The organism is Pseudarthrobacter sp. ATCC 49987 (genome assembly GCF_009928425.1).
In the GTDB taxonomy this organism is placed as follows: Bacteria; Actinomycetota; Actinomycetes; order Actinomycetales; family Micrococcaceae; genus Arthrobacter.
Window position 1 is genome coordinate 2,981,240 of sequence record NZ_JAABNS010000001.1, and the last position, 16,653, is coordinate 2,997,892.

Sequence of the window (16,653 nt, forward strand, 5' to 3'; positions counted from 1 at the left end):
TCGCACTCGGGCCGGGCGATAATGGAGCCATGGCCAAGACACCCGCACAGCGAATCAAGAAGCACGGCGCCAACGCGGCCGTCCCCCAGCACCACCTGCCGTCGGTGATCAACCCGAGCACCAGCCGCACCCCGCAGAAGGCGCAGAACAACAGCAACCTGATCCTGATTGCCGGTGTCGTGGCGAACCTGTTCCTGTTCTGGTACCTCCACCTGCTCACCCTGAACCAGTTCACCCAGCTCAGCGGGGGCATGGCCATGCCAGACTCCCTGATCGGCGGCTTCGACCAGGGCCATGTCGAGCAACTGCGCAGCACGATGGACGAGGATGCCCGCGGACAGCTCAACTACGTCCACAAGACGGCCGGCACGCTGTTCCCGCTGATCTTCGGTTTCACCTGGCTTCTGCTCATTGGCACGAACGTGGCCCGGAAGGGACTGCGCTGGGCGCTGTGGGCCGTGCCCTTGCTGTTCGCGGCCGTCAGGCTGTGGGGCAACGCCGCCATCGACTCGATGCTGTCGGCGGAAACTGTTGACGCCGGCCAGGTGGCCCTGGCGTCGGGCCTCACCGTGACCGGCTGGGTGCTGTTGGTGCTGAGCCTGGTGGCTGGCGGCGCTGCAGTGTTCCTGGGCCGCAAACGCGCCTCCGCCGCGGCTCCCACCGCGGGACATGCCCAGTCGTAGCAGCGGCCACTGAGCACAATCCCACTATGTCCATCCGTGACGGCACCCGGAGGGCATGCCCAGTGGGGAGTCCGGGGATCGCCCAAAACGCTCCGGCGGCGGGGGCTCAGGCCTCGTTGGCGAGGAACTCCCGGGCCTGGTCCGCACGCTGCTGCGCTCCCGAAGCTTCGAAATGGAGGGCGGCCCGAAGCAGGTTTTCCCTGGCCGCGTCCTGGTTGCCGATGACAGCATTGGCCCGGCCCAGCAGAAGGCATGCCTCGCCCAGGATTTGAGGGGAAGGCTTCTCCGGGTCTGCAATGATCTGATCGAGCAGTTCGATGGCGGCGTTGGGCTCACCAGCCAAGAAGTTCCAGTGGGCCCGGTTCAGCTTCATCAGCAGGTAGTCGTTGGCACTTCCGCCGATCACGTCCGTGGCGAGTTCTGCCCGCTCGATGCATCGCAGTGTGTCGGCATCCGCGACTTCGGCAGCGAGCCGCATGGCTGCAGACGCTTTGTTGAATTTGGCCCAGACGTCAAGGTTCCGTGCAGGAGAAAACGTCGACGCCGCGAGCTCGTGATATTCGAGCCCCTCCTGCACCTTGTTGCAGAGGAATGCGACGTTCCCTATGACCCAGTAGACCTTACCTATCAGCTGGTCATCGACTTCGGCAGAAACCGCATCGGCCAAGCCGAGGCATTCGGCCCAGGCTCCATCCAGCCTTCCACTGTCCGCCAGCGCGGCGATCAACGCCTGGCGTGCCTTGACGTTGGTTTCCACATCGTCTTCTGACACAAGGTCCACGGCATCCCTCGCGGCGTCCGCTGCTTCTTCCAGCAAACCAGCCCCCTGCCGCGCCTTGGCCACCAGGATGTAGGCCCGGGCTTTCGCGTGTGGTTCCGTCGTCGCGTGGGGGCCGCCCACCAAGTCCGACGCAAGTGCGGCGCAGGTCTCGAACTCCTCAGCGTCCAGAAGGTTCTCGGCCCTGAGAAACGTCATGTTCCACCAAGCGTCCATGTCGCCATCATTACGGGCTATCTCTGCGGCATCGTGCGCGCTGCTGGCCGCTTGGATGAAGTCATGGTTGGTCCGGTGCTCGTACGCCCTCAGTTCAGCGGCGGCGTATGAAGGCGAAGCGGAGTGCAAAGTCATGCCTACATTATCCGCTGCCACGGATGCGCATCGGCACAGCACGCGCAAGCAGGATGCGCTCAGATTTCGCGCGGGAAGCGTCCTGCTCCGCGCGAATAACACAGTTTCCGAGTTGCCAGCCAGATTGTTACCACACGGCGTGTCCTATGCCTCTATACTGAACTCGCATCACATCAGTCCCATCAGCCTCTTACGTATCAGGAGCCTTACATGAAGAAGTCCCTTGCAACACTCCTCGTCGCCGGTGCGCTGGCAGTCGCAGGCCTTTCCGCAACGTCGGCGATCTCGGCTTCCGGCGACAACGCCGGCCAGGGATCCGTTCAGGCCGTCAACTGGTGGCCGAACTCCACCCCGAAGAACTAATCAAAACAGTAGAACGAAGGCGGGCATCGGATCCATTTCCGATGCCCGCCTTTTTCATGTCCGGACCTCTTCGAACATGTTCGGGTTGGACCTGTTATTCCGGCGCAGCCCCCCTACGCACCAGCATCGCCTCGAGGTCCGACGCCGGGACGGGACGGCCGAAGTAGTAGCCCTGGCCGCTCGCGCAGCCCAGCCGGATCAGCTCGGCCGCCTGCTCCGCCGTCTCGATGCCCTCGGCAACAGCCGTGAGCCCGCAGGCGTGGATGAGGTGCAGCACCGCCTCGACGAAGTTGCTCTGCTCCACGTCGGTGCCCAGCCCGTCGATCAGGCTCTTGTCGATCTTTACCACGTTGACCGGCAATTTCCGCAGGTAGCTGATGGACGAGTACCCGGTGCCGAAGTCGTCAATTTCCAGCTGGACGCCCAGGCGCCGCAGCCCGCTCAGGGAGTACTTGTCCACGTCCCCGCCGTTGACGGCCATGGACTCCGTCAACTCCACGATGAGGTTGGCGGCGTCCACTCCCGTTTCGCGGAGGATATCGCGGACATGTTCGATCAGATCCAGGTTTTGCAGCTCGGTGGTTGAGATGTTGACACGGACGTTGAATTTCCCGTCCGCGTTCAGTTCCTGCTGCCAGTGCCGCAGCTGGCGCACCGCGTTCTTCAGGACCCAGTGGCCAAGGTCCACGATCATCCCTGTCTCTTCGGCCAGCGGGATGAACGAATCAGGCATCAGGAGCCCGCGTTCCGGGTGGTTCCAGCGCACCAGCGCCTCAACGCCTTCAATCCTGCCGGTGGCCAGTTCCACCACCGGCTGGTAATGCAGCGTGAGCTGGTCCTGGCGGATCGCCTCGCGCATCTCAGTGATCATGACGCTCTGCAACCGGCGGGCATAGAGCAACGCCGGTTCGAACACCTTGATGCTGCTGTGCGGCTGGGCCTTGGCCGCGTACATCGCCGTGTCAGCTTCCATGACAAGATCATCGACCGACTGCCCAGGCTCGGCCACCCGCAGTCCGATGCTGGTGCCGCAGGTAATACGCAGGTCCCCGACTTCCAGGCTCTCGCCGAGGGCCTTGAGGATCCTGTTGGCGACCCGTCGGGCCCGGACCAGGTTCGATTTCGGAAGCATAACGGCGAACTCGTCGCCGCCGAGGCGGGCGACGGTGTCCGTCTCCCGGACGGCATTCTGGAGCCGTCGCGAGATCACCCGGAGGACGTCGTCGCCGGCGCTGTGTCCCAGCGTGTCGTTGATGCCTTTGAACGAGTCGAGATCCAGGACCAGCAGCGCCGGGGGCATTTCGCCCCGGGACGTCTCGGCAAGTGCGTGGCTGAGGACCGAGTTGAGCGCGGTCCTGTTGGCCAGCTGGGTCAGCGGGTCGGTCAGGGCCATCCGCTCGAGCTCAACCTGGGCGTCCCGCAACATCGCCGTTCGGCTTTCGACGCGCTCTTCAAGTTCCTGGTAAATGGTCTGCAGGTCGTCAGCCATCAGGTTGATCCCGGCAATGACCGCGGCGACGTCGTCCCTGGCGCCGGAGTGGGGAATCCTGGTCGTCAGGTCACCGCCCGCTATCCGGACGATGCCTTCGACGAGGGCGTGCAGCCTGGGGTCCGGAGGATCATTCTTCACTCGCGTACTGCCCTAACCAATCAATGGCCTCAGCCTCGGACGTGAAGAACCGCGCCGGGATGGACTCGGTCTTCGACCGCAGCAGGTAGTGCGCAATCACCCGGTCGACCGGGCTTTCGCCGACGAGCGCAAACGCGGACGCCGCGATCGAGGTGGAGTAGACGTGCCGTGCCTCGACGCTGACACCCACGACCCCCGTGATGACCAGCAGCACCGGCATGCGCCGGCCGTTCGCCAGGGCGCGGACCATGGCGCCGGCCGCTCGCGCCTCCGGACCGGCGATTTCCCCGTTGGCGGGAAGCGCGACCGCGATGATGCCGCCGTCGAGCATGCGGACGCCGATCGGCGCACCTGCGGGCGTCACCGCTGCCGCGCGAACAGCTCCCGCAGATTCGTCTGGTATCCGCTCATCGGGCCCGGCAAGGGCATCGACGCTCACCGGACGGCAATTCGACGACGGCGGTCGGTTGACCCGCGGAGGTCCCGGTTTAGCCGGCGGTCGCCATGGTAAAGAATGGTCTCCCAGTCGACTTCCTCGGCTGTTTTCTCAACCACGAGACTCTCCTTTGCTTTCTTGGGCCGCGGACTGACGTACAGCCAGTTGACCATACCGAGGAACACATCCACCACAGAGTTGCGCACGCCGATGTAGGCCCGGATTGCCCCGGCCGCCAGGACGGCGTTCAGCGAGGCGAATGCCACGTTGCCCCAGTTTCCCAGCTGGGCATCACGCCAGACGGTCAAGAGGGAGAACGCGACGATCGCGTAGGGGGTGAGGACGTAGATGGCCGGGGCCGCCGTGCGGTCCTTGACCTTGGGTGTGCGGGCAAACGGAATCTTGTCGCCGGTGACGGCCTGCTGCAGCGACTTGAGTACGCCGGCAAGGTTCACCGGAAGCAGCACCAGGTTGAAGCCGTAGATCCGCAGGATGTCGCTGAAGCGGTGCCCGCAGTCCCGCAGATCGCTGCCCATGGCCAGGAAGTAGGGCAGCGCGGCGAGGAAGACGATGGGGCTCAGCAGCCGGCTGTCGTAGGGGTAGGCCAGCAGGAAGAGCAGGCCGAAGCTCGCCCAGGCGATGGACGCCATGTAGTTCACCCGCAGGAGGACTTCCCGGAACAGGATCTTGCGGCGGTCGGAACGGCTCTGGAGGAGCTGGGCCCAAAGCTTGGGCAGGATCAGCAGGCCGCCGTTGGCCCAGCGGCGGCGCTGGACCACCAGCGAGCCGAAGTCAGGCGGTGTGGCGCTGTAGCTGAGGCGCTCCGGGTAGTTCACCAGGGTCCAGCCGTGCTGGCCGAGGTCGATGCTGGATTCTGTGTCCTCGATGACCGTGCGGTCCTGGATGTACGTCCGGATTTCGAAGGCACCGTTGGTCTCCACTTCAACAATGTCCTCCAGGGCCCGCTTGCGGATGACGGCATTCGCGCCGACCCAGAAAGTGGCCCCGTAGTAGGTCATTCCCTGGTGGAGGATGTGCTGGATGTCGGTGGTGGCGCCTGCGACGCGCTCGATCCGGGTGGGCGCCCCGCGGAAAGAGGAGTACGGAGTCTGGGTCACGGCGACCTGCTCGTTGCCGGCCGATTCCAGGAAGTAGACCAGGCGGAGGCAGTAGTCGCGCAGAAGGAGCGAGTCGGCGTCGAGGGTCAGGAGGTAGGTGGTGTCCGGGAAATCCAGGATCCGGTCAGTGCCTTCAAATTCCGCGTCGCGCTCGACTTTGCGCAGGACCACGCCGTCGGCGGTGGCCTCTTCCCGCCAGGAGTGTCCCATCAGGGAAATGTAGGCATTGAGGTTCATCGCCTTGTTGGCCTCGTGGGAGAGGCTCGCGTACGTCTTCCGCTCGAACGTTTCGGTGGAGACGTTGAAGATCCAGGTCAGGCGGAGGTACAGCTCTTCGCACCGGGACCAGGATGGCGAGGTCTTCTGCGCCAGGGCTGCGTTCAGGCCGACGAGGACGAGCCGCAGTTCGCGGGCCAGACCCATGAGGACAAGGTCCACGAAGAACTCGTCGACGTGGTCTTCCACCTGCTCGCCGGCTGCCATTGCCTCCAGCCAATCCGCGGCGGCCTCATACTCGGCGATCAGCGATGCCAGCTCGGCGGGTTCGTTCCGGGGGTCCGTCTTGGCCCGGCGACGGGCGTCCGCCAGGGCGGCGTTGAACCGGGCCGCGGGAACGCCCATCGCAGCGGAGATTTCTGCCGTCAGCGCCCGGGTTTTTTCCAGCTTGGCGAGGTCCCCGGGGTCCGTGGGGTTGGGCGGATCGTCGACCAGCAGCACAACTTTGAGATCGGGGAACTCCTGCAGGGCGGCGGACCACAGCGTGGCCCGCACCACTTGGGGCTCTTCGGCATAGGAGGGGACCAGCACCGTAATGCCTTCGGCATATTCGGCGAAGTGGCGATCCAATTCTCCGCGCGGAACCCGGGAATGGTCCCGGAATCGATAAAGGGCACCTTGCCGGGCCATCAAGTACATGAGCGCCGAAAATGTCAGGAATGTTACGACAATCAGGTACGAGACCGTCTCAAATTGGAACCTGAACCCGGCATTCGGGTTATCGGCCAGCTCCCGCAGAATGGTCGTAATGACGTAGCTGACCCACGCGAGCAGGGTCGTAAGAATTCCCAGCCGGCCGAGAATTATCTTCCGGCGTGACGGCCGCGGGTGAACGATCGAAAGCGGCTCGGAGCGCCTTTCAGCCCCCCACTGGCGGCGGCGCACCACGTCTTTTTCCCCGGTGGAGACGCTTTCTGCGTCAGGGAGCGGCAAGACTAGCTGATCAGACATTGGTCCCCATAGACTGCAAAGTCGCTGTTTGAACGCGCGCATGTGTAACACAGCGCCCGGCGCACCGGAAAGTTCCAGTGGTGCCCTTAGGATAATGCAAGGTCAGACCGTTGCCGGACATCAGACACTCTGGAATATGACGCGCTGATCCCGATGGCCGGCGTGTGCCCGGCGGTTCACAATAAAGTCATAAGGGGGCCCTGTGTCCGCAAGATTCCCAGGCCGTAAATTATCGCTCGTCCGGCTGGGCGTTCTCACCGGTGTCGTCGTGGCGGTCACCGCCGGCGGCGTGACCGCGTGGGGCAACTTCAAGGACGTCAGGGCAGCACAGGCTATTCCGTCCATTTTCTCCGGATATGTGGACGTTACGGCGACTCCACGCTACGCCTTCGAGGACCCGGTATCCAAGGAGGCGGAGAAAGTACTGCTGTCCTTTATCGTGTCGGACGCCGGTGATGCGTGCACGCCGAGCTGGGGCGCCGCCTATTCCCTTGACGAGGCAGGGTCTGCCCTGGACCTGGACCGGAGGGTTGCCCGGCTCCAGCAGCTGGGCGGGACAGTTGCTATCTCCTTCGGCGGCCTGATCAACAACGAACTTGCCACGGGCTGCACTGACCCGGGCAAGCTGCAGGCCGCGTACCGCGCCGTGGTGGACCGGTACAACGTCAGCAGCATCGATCTGGACATCGAGGGCGGCGCCCTCAGCGATGTCGCCTCCCTGGACCGCCGCGCGGCAGCGGTAGCGGCACTCCAGAAGGACCGCCGCGGAAGCGGGAAGGACCTCGATGTCTGGCTGACCCTGCCGGCGGACCCCAACGGTTTGACGACGGCGGGCACCGACGCCGTGCGCCGGACGATCGCCTCGGGGACCGATCTCGCCGGGGTGAACATCATGACGATGGACTACGGCGGAAGCCGGCTCCCGGACCGTTCGATGTACGAGAATGCCGTCTCGGCGGCCGAGGCCACCCACCGGCAGCTCACCAGCCTGTACCAGGATGCCGGCAGCGAGCTGGGCAGCGAGACCGTGTGGCGCAAGATCGGGCTGACGCCGATGATCGGCCAGAACGACATTGCCGGTGAAATCTTCACCCTCAAGGACGCGGAGGAACTCAGCGGATACGCGAGCGCCAAGGGCGTCGGCAGACTGTCCATGTGGTCCCTGAACCGTGACCGGACCTGCAGCCCGAACTACCCCGATGTCAAGAAGGTGTCCGACGGCTGCAGCGGCGTCGAGCAGGGCGCAGCCACGTTTGCCACCATCCTCGGCGCCGGCGTCGCAGCTTCCCCGGGCGCAACCGGGAACACCGCAACCCCGCCGGAGTCATCGGTACAGCCCACACGGGCACCCGCAGCGGCCGATGATCCCTCCACCAGCCCGTATCCGGTCTGGAACGAAGGCACTGCCTACACAACCGGCGAGCGGATCGTCTGGCACTCCAACGTCTATGAGGCCAAGTGGTGGACGCGGAACGAAGCCCCGGACAACCCCGTCCTCCAAGGCGCCGCAACCCCCTGGCGGATCATCGGCCCGGTCCTGCCCGGTGACAGGCCGACCCCGCAGCTGACCGCCCCCGCCGGCACCGCGCCCCAATGGGAACCGGCCAAGGTCTACCGCAAGAGCGACCGTGTGCTCTTCGAGGGCCGGGTTTACGAAGCAAAGTGGTGGAACCAGACGGACAGCCCCGAGGCTGCGATGCAGGGTGCACCCGAGTCGCCGTGGACTAAGCTTCGCGATGAGGAGCTGTTGAAGCTGATGGCGGCGGCGTCCGCGTCGCCCGCCGCGTCCCCGACGCCGACGCCGTAAAGACCGGCATGCGCAACCGGGGGCCATGGGGAGGGAAGTTGTCCCCATGGCCCCCGGCTATCCCCGGCTGTAGCGTGCCTCTCATTGCTGGTTGAGCCTTCGACCGGTTCGAACCGAAGGTCTCCGACATGCCAGATTCTGCAGTGATACCCGGGACAACCACCTACCGGATGTCCAGCCTCGCCTGGGCCATGGCCGTGCAGAGCGCCACGGAAACGCTGCGGCTCGAAGACGGCGTCGACCTGGCCGGCTCCACTCCCGGACCGGGGGCCGCCATCCTGGCGGGGCTGGACGACCTGACCCGGGCCGGAATCGCCCGCGAGCTGAACACCGCCGGGATAACGGACTCCGCCGGAAGAATCCGGCCGCAGTGGCTGCAGGCGCTGGGCCAGGGTGCAACAGCGCCGATCCGGCTGAGCCTGGTGGCACGCTCCGCCGGCGCCTCGACGCATTGCCGGGTGAACCTCTTCGATGGCCGCGGGCTCGCCGTCGAATTTACCCGCCCGGTCGCCACAGCCGCGGACGGAAAGGTCGCCGCGGCCAGCGTCGCCGACGCCGTCACCGTCACCCTGCTGCCGGAGGCGGTCCTGTGGCCGGTGATGGCCCGGTCGATGCCCCCGTTCCCGGAACTAACCACCGGGGCAGCGGGCCCGGACGCCGGCTCCGCGGATTCCGGTCCGGTTCCCGGACGGGACGGCGGGAAGACCACGCTCTCGGCAGCCGACGCCACCGCACTGGCCCGCGGCGGGTCCGACGATATTCCCCCGGGCGTCGCCGCCGCCGTGGCCGCGGCGAAAGCCACGGTCTACCTGGATGTGCAGTCCCAGGCAGCCGGCACCGGGTTGCCGTACCGCGCGGCCGGAGTCTGGGCGCTGTCCGACAGCTTGTATTCCGTCCGCACCACCGGGCCTGCCGGGGCACGCCGCCTGGTGATGGTGGAAGCGGCGAGCGGCGACATCGCCCGCCAGCTTGTCTGGCACACGGTCGGCGCCCACGAATTCCTGGCCCGCCGCACCAGCGCGGAGCCGGCATCATGAGCCTGCACGGAATGGACCTGGCGCAAGGTGAGCAGCTTGCCAGGGAACTCACGCGTGCCAGCCAGCGCTTCGCGCAGCTGAGCGGGCAATTGACACCGTTCATCACCGCCGCCCCGTGGCGGGGGCCCGATGGCGAGCAGTTCCGCAGCGACTGGAAGGCCCACAGCAGGATGCTGCTGGCCACCTCGGACGCGTTGCGGACAGCCTCTGACGCCGTACGGGAAAATGTCCGCCAGCAGCAGGACGCCAGCTCCGGACACACCGGTGCCGCCCAGCCCGGCGGCGGCAACGCGGTGGCCACCCTCATTGGCAGCTTCCTGGCGGATGCCGGCGAAGCTGCCGGCGACCTGTGGGACGGAACCGGTGAAATCATCGACACCGTCGGCGGCAAGGTCAGCGACGGCCTGGGCTGGCTGGCACACCAGGCCTCCGGGGCAGTATCCAATCTGGGCGACGCGGGCGGCGACGTGTTTGACGGGCTGGGCGACATGGGCGGCCTGGGCTGGGATTTCCTCAGCACGGGCGAGCCGCCGTCGATCACCGAACTGCTCGCAGGCGGAACGGGGCTGCTGGCCGCCGGGATGAACGCCAGCGTCGCCCTGTCCACCGGCGGGTTCATCCACCCGCACATCCTCGATGACGGTTCGCCGGTGGCCGGTGACCCGCAAACCCTGGGCGTCGGCCCGGACCCGGCGCAGAACGGCCACCGCAGCACCCCCGTGCCCAGCAGCCTCGCACAGATCATGGGAGGAGTCACGGCGGCCTACGACGACGGCGGCAAGGCCGGGACGCCCGACGCGGCAGTCCGGATTACGGCCGTGGACAAGGGCAACGGGCCGGCGTACATCGTGACCATCCCGGGCACCTCGGAGTGGAACGTTCGCTCGGGCTCCAACCCCATGGATACCGTGGGGAATTTGTCCTCCGCGGCCGGCAACATGTCAACGGCTTCGCAGGCCGTCGAGATGGCGATGCGGCAGGCCGGGATTCCAAGTGGCGCGCCGGTCATGCTGGTGGGGCACTCACAGGGCGGGATGACTGCCGCCAACCTTGCGGCTGACCCGGAATTCCGGAGCCGCTTCAACGTCACCAATGTCATGACCTACGGCTCCCCGATCGACTCGACCCGCATCCCCAGCGACGTGAAGACACTCGCGTTGCAGCACCCGTTCGACGTCGTGCCACGCCTGGATCTTGGCAACTCAAAGCCCGGGGGCCCTGTCCCGTTTCCCTGGGAAAGCAGTAACGGCGCCACCGTCGTGACCCTCCCCAGCCCGCCCGGCTCCGGAATGGGCGACGTTGTGGCCAATCACGACTACAACGCTTACGTCACATCCGTCGAGGCCAACGAATCGTCGGGTGCCCTCGCTGCCTACCGGAATGAGCCGTCAACCCAGGCGTTCATCACGGCTGAACCCAGCCAGGTCCGGTCAACGACATCCGGCATCGGCCGAAAAGAATAGAGTCGAAACATGCGAAAGATCTTCACCGCACTGACCGTGGGTCTGCTGGCCATGGTCCTGTCGGGTTGCGGGGCAAACCCGGGAACCTCGGACACTGACTATGCTGCCAAGTACAAAGCGGCGGTCGAGTCGCTGGCTCACGTGGCCGCGGTGGACGCCAGCTACAAGTCCTCCGGCGGCATGGGCCGCAGCGGTGACGTCTTCATGCATGCCGACACCTCGGACCGGGAAACAATGATGGGCGTGCTCCGGGATGCCTTCCCGGCGATTGTGGACGCCGCAGCCGGCGACCCGGAAGTGAACCTGGCAATCCAGGTGATTTCTGCCGATGGAGCGTCGGCGGTCTCGCCCGCCGATCTGGGGTATTCCGGGACCGGGTCTTTGAGCAGTTACCGGACATTCCTCGGCAAATAGGCGTTTCCGGGACACCATTCCGGGGGCGCGGCTCGGGTCAGCGCGCCGTCACGGCCCGGGCCCGCCTCACGGCGGCCCGCTGCTCCCCCACCCGTTGGGCGACCACCAGTCCCACGGCGGCTGCCCCGATCGTGATGGGGTATCCCATCAGCCGCTCGAGGGTGCCGGGCTCGGGCACGTCCATCCCCGTCACACCGCTAGTGATGAGGGCACCGAGGGACACGAGCCCGCAGGCGGCGATGAACCAGCCCAGCGGCGTCTGCCGGAGCCATAGCCAGCCCAGGACCACCAGCGCCAGGGCCCCTGCGGCGAAGTACATAATGGCGCCGACAGCGTGCCACCGGGAGCCCGCGTCCTCGGGGACCAGCCCCACCAGCACGGTTCCGGCGCCGGCGAACAGACGTCCCGGCCGTCGAAACCCCCGCAGCCCACGGCACCCAGGTCGCTGATGTACCCCGTCCGGCGGCTGTACGGCTGCTGCCCCGTCCACGCACCGATCACGGCGGCCTCCGCGACGAAGTACTGCAGCACGCTGAGCAGTGCCAGGGCGCCGGCGTAGAACCGGGTGGACGGCAGGCCAGGGATGTAGATGATGTCCTTGGACGGCGAATCAGCTGGGGCGGTCATGCCAAGAGCGTAGTACGGCGCCTCACCTTGTATGCTTATATCCGTGTCCAAACGGGCCGGCCCGCGGCCGGCCGGAACGGACGCCCGCCCTCGTAGCTCAGTGGATAGAGCACGGCTCTCCTAAAGCCGGTGTCGTTGGTTCGATTCCAATCGAGGGCACTTGAACCCCCAGTCCCCGGGCGACGCTCCGGCCTTCGATCTCCGTGCCTACCTTCTGGGCAGCTGGACCGTGGACCGGACCCTGCTGGACAGGTCCACCGGTAACCGGGGAACCTTCACCGGCGTCGTCCGCTTCACAGCAATGGACGACGACGGCGGCCTGCGGTTCCGCGAAGACGGCACCGTTGCCTGGGCGTCCGTCCCTGGCGGACCGGCCGGCACACCGTTCACTGGCCCTGCCAGCCGGGAGTACCTGCTGCGGCCCACGGGCGCGCCGGACACGATGGACATGCTCTTTCCCGACGGCCGCCCGTTCCACCGCATGGGCTTCGGCCCGCAGAACAGCCACGACCAGCACTGGTGCCACCCCGACAGCTACCGTGTGAGCTACACCATGACCGGACCGGACGACTTCCGCTACGAGTGGGACGTCACCGGGCCGGCCAAGGACCAGCTGCTCACGTCGTTCCTGCGCCGCACCGCGGACCCCGCATGATGAACCCGCTCATTGTCGTCTCCGCCGTCTGTGTCTTCGACGCGTCTGGACGGCTCCTCACCGTCCGCAAGCGGGGTACGGACAAGTTCATGCATCCCGGCGGCAAACCCGAGGCGGGCGAGACAGCTGCCCAGGCGGCCGCGCGGGAACTGGCCGAAGAGGTCGGGATCGTCCTCGCTGCCGACGAGCTGGTGTTCCTCGGAATCTGGTACGCGGACGCCGCCAATGAGGCCGCTACGCAGATCCAGGCCACGGTCTTCACGGCCCCGGGCGTGTGGCAGGCCTGTCCCGCCGCGGAAATCGCCGAGATCCGCTGGCTGGACCTGGCCGGGGAACTGCCGCACGACCTCGCTCCGCTGCTCACCGACCATGTGCTGCCGGCCCTCGCGGGCCCGGCCGGTTAGAGCCCGGGAACGGCGTCTTCCGCGACGGCGCTGGCTTCGCTGAACTGGGTCCGGTAAAGCTCGGCATACCGGCCCTCGGCGGCCAGCAGCTCGCTGTGCGTTCCGCGCTCCACGATCCTGCCGTCCTCCACCACCAGGATGGCGTCGGCGGCCCGGATGGTGGAGAGACGGTGCGCAATCACGACGGCGGTGCGGCCCTCGAGCGCCGCGCCGAGCGCCTCCTGGACAGCGGCTTCGTTTGTGGAGTCCAGGGCCGCGGTGGCCTCGTCCAGGATCACGACGCGCGGCTGTGCGATGAGCAGGCGGGCGATGGTGAGGCGCTGGCGTTCGCCGCCGGAAAGCCGGTAGCCGCGCTCCCCCACCACCGTATCCAGGCCGTCCGGGAGCGAGCGGATCATGTCTTCCAGCCGGGCCTGCCGCAGGACATCCCACATGAGCTCGTCGCTGGCGTCCGGGCGGGCCAGGCGCAGGTTGGAGGCGATGCTCTCGTGGAACAGGTGCCCGTCCTGGGTCACCATGCCAAGGGTGTGCCGCATCGAATCGAAGGTGAGGTCACGGACGTCCACCCCGGCCCCGGGCACTGCGCCGCCGAAGCGGACCGCACCGGAATCGACGTCGTACAGGCGCGACAGCAGCTGCGCGATGGTGGACTTGCCGGCGCCCGAGGAGCCCACAAGTGCGACCGTCTGGCCGGGTTCGACCCGGAAACTGATGCCGTGCAGCACCTCTTCGCCGCCGCGGGTGTCGAGGGTGGACACGTCCTCCAGTGAGGCGAGCGAGACCTTGTCCGCCGACGGGTAGGAGAAGCGGACGTCGTCGAACTCCACGGACAGCGGCCCGGCAGGGGACGACACCGCGTCGGGCTTCTGCTGGATGAGCGGCTTGAGGTCCAGGATCTCGAAGACGCGCTCGAAGCTGACCAGGGCGCTCATGATCTCGACCCGGGCGTTGGAGAGCGCCGTGAGCGGCGCGTAGAGGCGGGTAAGCAGCAGTGCCAGCACCACGACGTCGCCCGCGGCCAGCTGCCCCTGCAGTGCCAGGAAGCCGCCGAGGCCGTAGACCAGGGCGAGGGCCAGCGCCGAGACCAGCGTCAGGGCGGTCACGAAGGTGAACTGCAGCATCGCCGTCCGGATGCCGATGTCCCGGACGCGTCCCGCGCGGAGCGCAAACTCGCGGGATTCCTCGTCGGGGCGGCCGAAGAGCTTCACCAGGGTGGCGCCGGGGGCCGAGAACCGCTCAGTCATCTGGGTGCCCATGGAGGCGTTGTGCCCGGCGGCTTCGCGGCGCAGGTCGGCCAGTTTGGAGCCCATCCGGCGGGCCGGGATCAGGAAGATCGGCAGCAGAATCATGGCGAGCACGGTGATGAGCCAGGACTTGCCCAGCATCACCACGAGGGTCAGGGCGAGGGCCACGACGTTGCTGACCACGCCGGACAGGGTCCCGGCGAAGGCCGACTGGGCGCCAATCACGTCGTTGTTGAGCCGGCTCACGAGCGCCCCGGTGCGCGTGCGGGTGAAGAAGGCGATCGGCATCTTCTGGACGTGGTCGAAGACCTTGGTGCGGAGGTCGACAATCACGCCCTCACCGATGGTGGAGGACAGCCAGCGCGTGACGAGTCCCAGCCCGGCCTCGGCGACTGCCACGATCGCGATCAGCACGGCCAGCCAGACCACAACCTCGGTGGCCGCGCCGGCGATGATCGCGTCAACCACCTGCCCGGCGAGGACCGGGGTGGCGACGGCCAGCACGGCCATCACGATCGACAGCAGCACAAAGGCGATCAGTTGCGCCTTGTGCGGCCGGGCGAAGCCGAAGACACGTTTGAGCGTCTCCTTCGAGAACGGCTTGGAGCCGCTTGAGGCGCGCGTGATGTTGTAGAGGGAGCTCCAGGCTACCCGGTCCATGCTCATGTGTTGGTGCCTTTCGCGGCGGTGTGGCCCAGTAGTTCGGTGACGACGCCGCTGTCCACGTTCCAGCGCGCATCGAGGCGGACGTTTTCCAGCAGCCGGCGGTCGTGCGTGACCAGCAGCAGGGCGCCCTCATAGCTGTCCAGGGCTTCTTCGAGTTGTTCGATCGCGGGGAGGTCCAGGTGGTTGGTGGGTTCGTCGAGCACCAGGAGGTTCACGCCGCGGGCCTGTAGCAGGGCCAGTGCGGCCCGGGTCCGTTCCCCCGGCGACAGGGAATCCACCGGGCGCGAGGTGTGGTCCGCCTTGAGGCCGAACTTGGCCAGCAGGGTCCGGACTTCGGCCGGGGTCTGGTCCGTCAGCACGGCTTCGACGGCGTCTGCCAGTTTCAGCCCGCCGGCCAGCAGCCCGCGGGCCTGGTCGATCTCGCCGACCGCCACAGAGGCGCCCATGGAGGCGTCGCCGGAATCCGGCCGCTGGATGCCCAGCAGCAGGCGGAGCAGGGTGGATTTGCCGGCGCCGTTGGGGCCGGTGATGCCGATCCGTTCCCCGGCGTTGAGCTGCAGGTTCACCGGCCCGAGTGTGAAGTCCCCCTGATGGACGACGGCGTCGCGGAGCGTCGCCACGACGGCGCTGGAACGGGGCGCCTGTCCAATGCTGAACTGCAGCTGCCATTCCTTGCGGGGTTCTTCGACCTCTTCGAGCCGGGCGATGCGGGATTCCATCTGGCGGACCTTCTGGCCCTGCTTCTCAGAGGACTCCGTACTGGCCGCACGCCGGATCTTGTCATTGTCCGGATTCTTCTTCATGGCGTTCCGGACACCCTGGGAACTCCACTCGCGCTGGGTGCGGGCGCGGGAGACGAGATCGGCCTTGGTGTTGGCAAACTCTTCGTAGCGTTCGCGGGCATGCCGGCGCGCCACGGACCGTTCCTCAAGGTAGGCCTCGTAGCCGCCGTCGTAGACCGCCACGGAGTTCTGCGCGAGGTCCAGTTCCACGATGGTGCTCACGCAGCGGGCGAGGAACTCACGGTCATGGGAGACCAGCACAACGCCACCGCGGAGGCCCTGCACGAAGGACTCGAGTTTGGCCAGTCCGTTGAGGTCAAGGTCGTTCGTCGGTTCGTCCAGGAGCACGATGTCGAAGCGGCTGAGCAGCAGCGCCGCGAGCGCCACACGGGCCGCCTGCCCGCCGGACAGCCCGGTCATTTCGGCGTCCTGGCCCACCTCGAGGCCGAGGTCCGCCAGGACCGCCGGCACGCGTTCCTCCAGGTCCGCGGCGCCGGACGCCATCCAGCGGTCGAACGCGAGGGAGTACGCGTCGTCGGAGCCCGGGGCGCCGCTGCCAAGAGCCTCCGCCGCGGATTCCATGTCGGCGGTGGCCTGGGCACAGCCGGTGCGCCGCGCGATGTAACCGCCCACCGTTTCGCCGGCGATCCGTTCGTGTTCCTGCGGGAGCCAGCCCACGAACGCGTCTGCCGGGGCCAGGCTGACGGTTCCTTCCTGCGGCTCGTCGACGCCGGCGAGCAGCCGGAGCAGGGTGGACTTGCCCGCGCCGTTGGCGCCTACGACGCCGACGACGTCGCCCGGCGCGACGGTCAGGGAGAGTTTGGAGAAGAGTGTGCGGTGGTCGTGTCCACCGGAGAGGTCCTTGGCAACAAGGGTTGCAGTCATTAGTCCATTCTCTCACCGCGGCCCACAACGGCCAGCCAACGGGCCGTCCGGGCGGCCAGCGGCCGCCGGGCATTAAAAAGAAC

Annotated in this window: 15 protein-coding genes and 1 tRNA gene; 9 read left to right on the top strand and 7 right to left on the bottom strand. The window is 66.9% G+C overall.

Features of this window, described 5'->3' with window-relative positions; genetic code table 11:
* The first annotated feature begins 29 nt into the window (after window positions 1-29).
* Complete coding sequence (locus GXK59_RS13765) at window positions 30-683, top strand: hypothetical protein (RefSeq protein ID WP_160667585.1); 654 nt, start codon at window positions 30-32, stop codon at window positions 681-683.
* 106 nt (window positions 684-789) lie between these two features.
* On the opposite strand, the gene GXK59_RS13770 is transcribed toward GXK59_RS13765, so the two are convergent.
* Complete coding sequence (locus GXK59_RS13770) at window positions 790-1,812, bottom strand: hypothetical protein (protein WP_160667587.1); 1,023 nt, start codon at window positions 1,810-1,812, stop codon at window positions 790-792.
* A gap of 210 nt (window positions 1,813-2,022) precedes the next feature.
* Here GXK59_RS13770 and GXK59_RS13775 point away from each other — a divergent pair, with 210 nt between their 5' ends.
* A complete protein-coding gene (locus GXK59_RS13775; protein ID WP_160667589.1) occupies window positions 2,023-2,175 on the top strand; it encodes a hypothetical protein in 153 nt (50 codons plus the stop codon).
* Between the two features lie 94 nt (window positions 2,176-2,269).
* Here the strand turns inward: GXK59_RS13775 and GXK59_RS13780 are convergent, their stop codons facing one another.
* The 3 genes from GXK59_RS13780 to GXK59_RS13790 are packed head-to-tail and all read right to left on the bottom strand — an operon-like array spanning window position 2,270 to window position 6,274.
* A complete protein-coding gene (locus GXK59_RS13780; protein WP_160667591.1) occupies window positions 2,270-3,805 on the bottom strand; it encodes a putative bifunctional diguanylate cyclase/phosphodiesterase in 1,536 nt (511 codons plus the stop codon).
* A complete protein-coding gene (locus GXK59_RS13785; RefSeq protein WP_160667593.1) occupies window positions 3,795-4,244 on the bottom strand; it encodes a DUF7793 family protein in 450 nt (149 codons plus the stop codon). The genes GXK59_RS13780 and GXK59_RS13785 overlap by 11 nt, the downstream gene beginning before the upstream one ends.
* The gene (locus tag GXK59_RS13790) at window positions 4,241-6,274 is read right to left on the bottom strand and encodes a glycosyltransferase family 2 protein (RefSeq protein WP_237394013.1); all 2,034 of its coding nucleotides are present in this window, start codon (window positions 6,272-6,274) and stop codon (window positions 4,241-4,243) included. The genes GXK59_RS13785 and GXK59_RS13790 overlap by 4 nt, the downstream gene beginning before the upstream one ends.
* A gap of 514 nt (window positions 6,275-6,788) precedes the next feature.
* Between GXK59_RS13790 and GXK59_RS13795 the strand changes: the two genes are divergently transcribed.
* The 4 genes from GXK59_RS13795 (at window position 6,789) to GXK59_RS13810 (ending at window position 11,307) form a co-directional block, all read left to right on the top strand.
* Entirely contained in the window at window positions 6,789-8,393 is a 1,605-nt protein-coding gene (locus GXK59_RS13795; protein ID WP_160667597.1) for a chitinase, read from the top strand.
* A 128-nt stretch (window positions 8,394-8,521) separates the two neighbouring features.
* Window positions 8,522-9,430, top strand: a complete 909-nt coding sequence (locus tag GXK59_RS13800; protein ID WP_160667599.1) for a hypothetical protein — start codon at window positions 8,522-8,524, stop codon at window positions 9,428-9,430.
* Window positions 9,427-10,893 (top strand): PGAP1-like alpha/beta domain-containing protein, encoded by a 1,467-nt coding sequence (locus GXK59_RS13805; RefSeq protein ID WP_160667601.1) that lies wholly within the window; start codon window positions 9,427-9,429, stop codon window positions 10,891-10,893. The genes GXK59_RS13800 and GXK59_RS13805 overlap by 4 nt, the downstream gene beginning before the upstream one ends.
* 9 nt (window positions 10,894-10,902) lie before the next feature.
* Window positions 10,903-11,307, top strand: a complete 405-nt coding sequence (locus GXK59_RS13810; RefSeq protein WP_160667603.1) for a hypothetical protein — start codon at window positions 10,903-10,905, stop codon at window positions 11,305-11,307.
* 37 nt (window positions 11,308-11,344) lie between these two features.
* On the opposite strand, the gene GXK59_RS20945 is transcribed toward GXK59_RS13810, so the two are convergent.
* Window positions 11,345-11,680, bottom strand: coding sequence for a hypothetical protein (locus GXK59_RS20945; protein ID WP_337248070.1), 336 nt, complete (start codon window positions 11,678-11,680; stop codon window positions 11,345-11,347).
* Between the two features lie 340 nt (window positions 11,681-12,020).
* Here GXK59_RS20945 and GXK59_RS13820 point away from each other — a divergent pair.
* From GXK59_RS13820 to GXK59_RS13830, 3 genes are all read left to right on the top strand, one after another.
* Window positions 12,021-12,093: transfer RNA gene (locus GXK59_RS13820), tRNA-Arg, on the top strand.
* A gap of 1 nt (window position 12,094) precedes the next feature.
* Entirely contained in the window at window positions 12,095-12,589 is a 495-nt protein-coding gene (locus tag GXK59_RS13825; RefSeq protein ID WP_160667605.1) for a DUF6314 family protein, read from the top strand.
* Complete coding sequence (locus GXK59_RS13830) at window positions 12,589-12,993, top strand: NUDIX hydrolase (RefSeq protein WP_160669179.1); 405 nt, start codon at window positions 12,589-12,591, stop codon at window positions 12,991-12,993. The genes GXK59_RS13825 and GXK59_RS13830 overlap by 1 nt, the downstream gene beginning before the upstream one ends.
* Here the strand turns inward: GXK59_RS13830 and GXK59_RS13835 are convergent.
* Both GXK59_RS13835 and GXK59_RS13840 read right to left on the bottom strand, forming a co-directional pair.
* Entirely contained in the window at window positions 12,990-14,903 is a 1,914-nt protein-coding gene (locus GXK59_RS13835) for an ABC transporter ATP-binding protein (RefSeq protein ID WP_160667607.1), read from the bottom strand. The two genes, GXK59_RS13830 and GXK59_RS13835, sit on opposite strands and share 4 nt — an antisense overlap.
* Window positions 14,900-16,570, bottom strand: coding sequence for an ABC-F family ATP-binding cassette domain-containing protein (locus GXK59_RS13840; protein WP_160667609.1), 1,671 nt, complete (start codon window positions 16,568-16,570; stop codon window positions 14,900-14,902). The genes GXK59_RS13835 and GXK59_RS13840 overlap by 4 nt, the downstream gene beginning before the upstream one ends.
* Window positions 16,571-16,653: the final 83 nt, after the last annotated feature.

Bases quoted from the DNA above. Each gene is read 5' to 3' on its own strand.
- GXK59_RS13765 (WP_160667585.1), top strand. From the start codon at position 30: ATGGCCAAGACACCCGCACAGCGAATCAAGAAGCACGGCGCCAACGCG.
- GXK59_RS13770 (WP_160667587.1), bottom strand. From the start codon at position 1,812: ATGACTTTGCACTCCGCTTCGCCTTCATACGCCGCCGCTGAACTGAGG.
- GXK59_RS13775 (WP_160667589.1), top strand. From the start codon at position 2,023: ATGAAGAAGTCCCTTGCAACACTCCTCGTCGCCGGTGCGCTGGCAGTC.
- GXK59_RS13790 (WP_237394013.1), bottom strand. From the start codon at position 6,274: ATGTACTTGATGGCCCGGCAAGGTGCCCTTTATCGATTCCGGGACCAT.
- GXK59_RS13800 (WP_160667599.1), top strand. From the start codon at position 8,522: ATGCCAGATTCTGCAGTGATACCCGGGACAACCACCTACCGGATGTCC.
- GXK59_RS13805 (WP_160667601.1), top strand. From the start codon at position 9,427: ATGAGCCTGCACGGAATGGACCTGGCGCAAGGTGAGCAGCTTGCCAGG.
- GXK59_RS13810 (WP_160667603.1), top strand. From the start codon at position 10,903: ATGCGAAAGATCTTCACCGCACTGACCGTGGGTCTGCTGGCCATGGTC.
- GXK59_RS13830 (WP_160669179.1), top strand. From the start codon at position 12,589: ATGAACCCGCTCATTGTCGTCTCCGCCGTCTGTGTCTTCGACGCGTCT.
- GXK59_RS13835 (WP_160667607.1), bottom strand. From the start codon at position 14,903: ATGAGCATGGACCGGGTAGCCTGGAGCTCCCTCTACAACATCACGCGC.
- GXK59_RS13840 (WP_160667609.1), bottom strand. From the start codon at position 16,570: ATGACTGCAACCCTTGTTGCCAAGGACCTCTCCGGTGGACACGACCAC.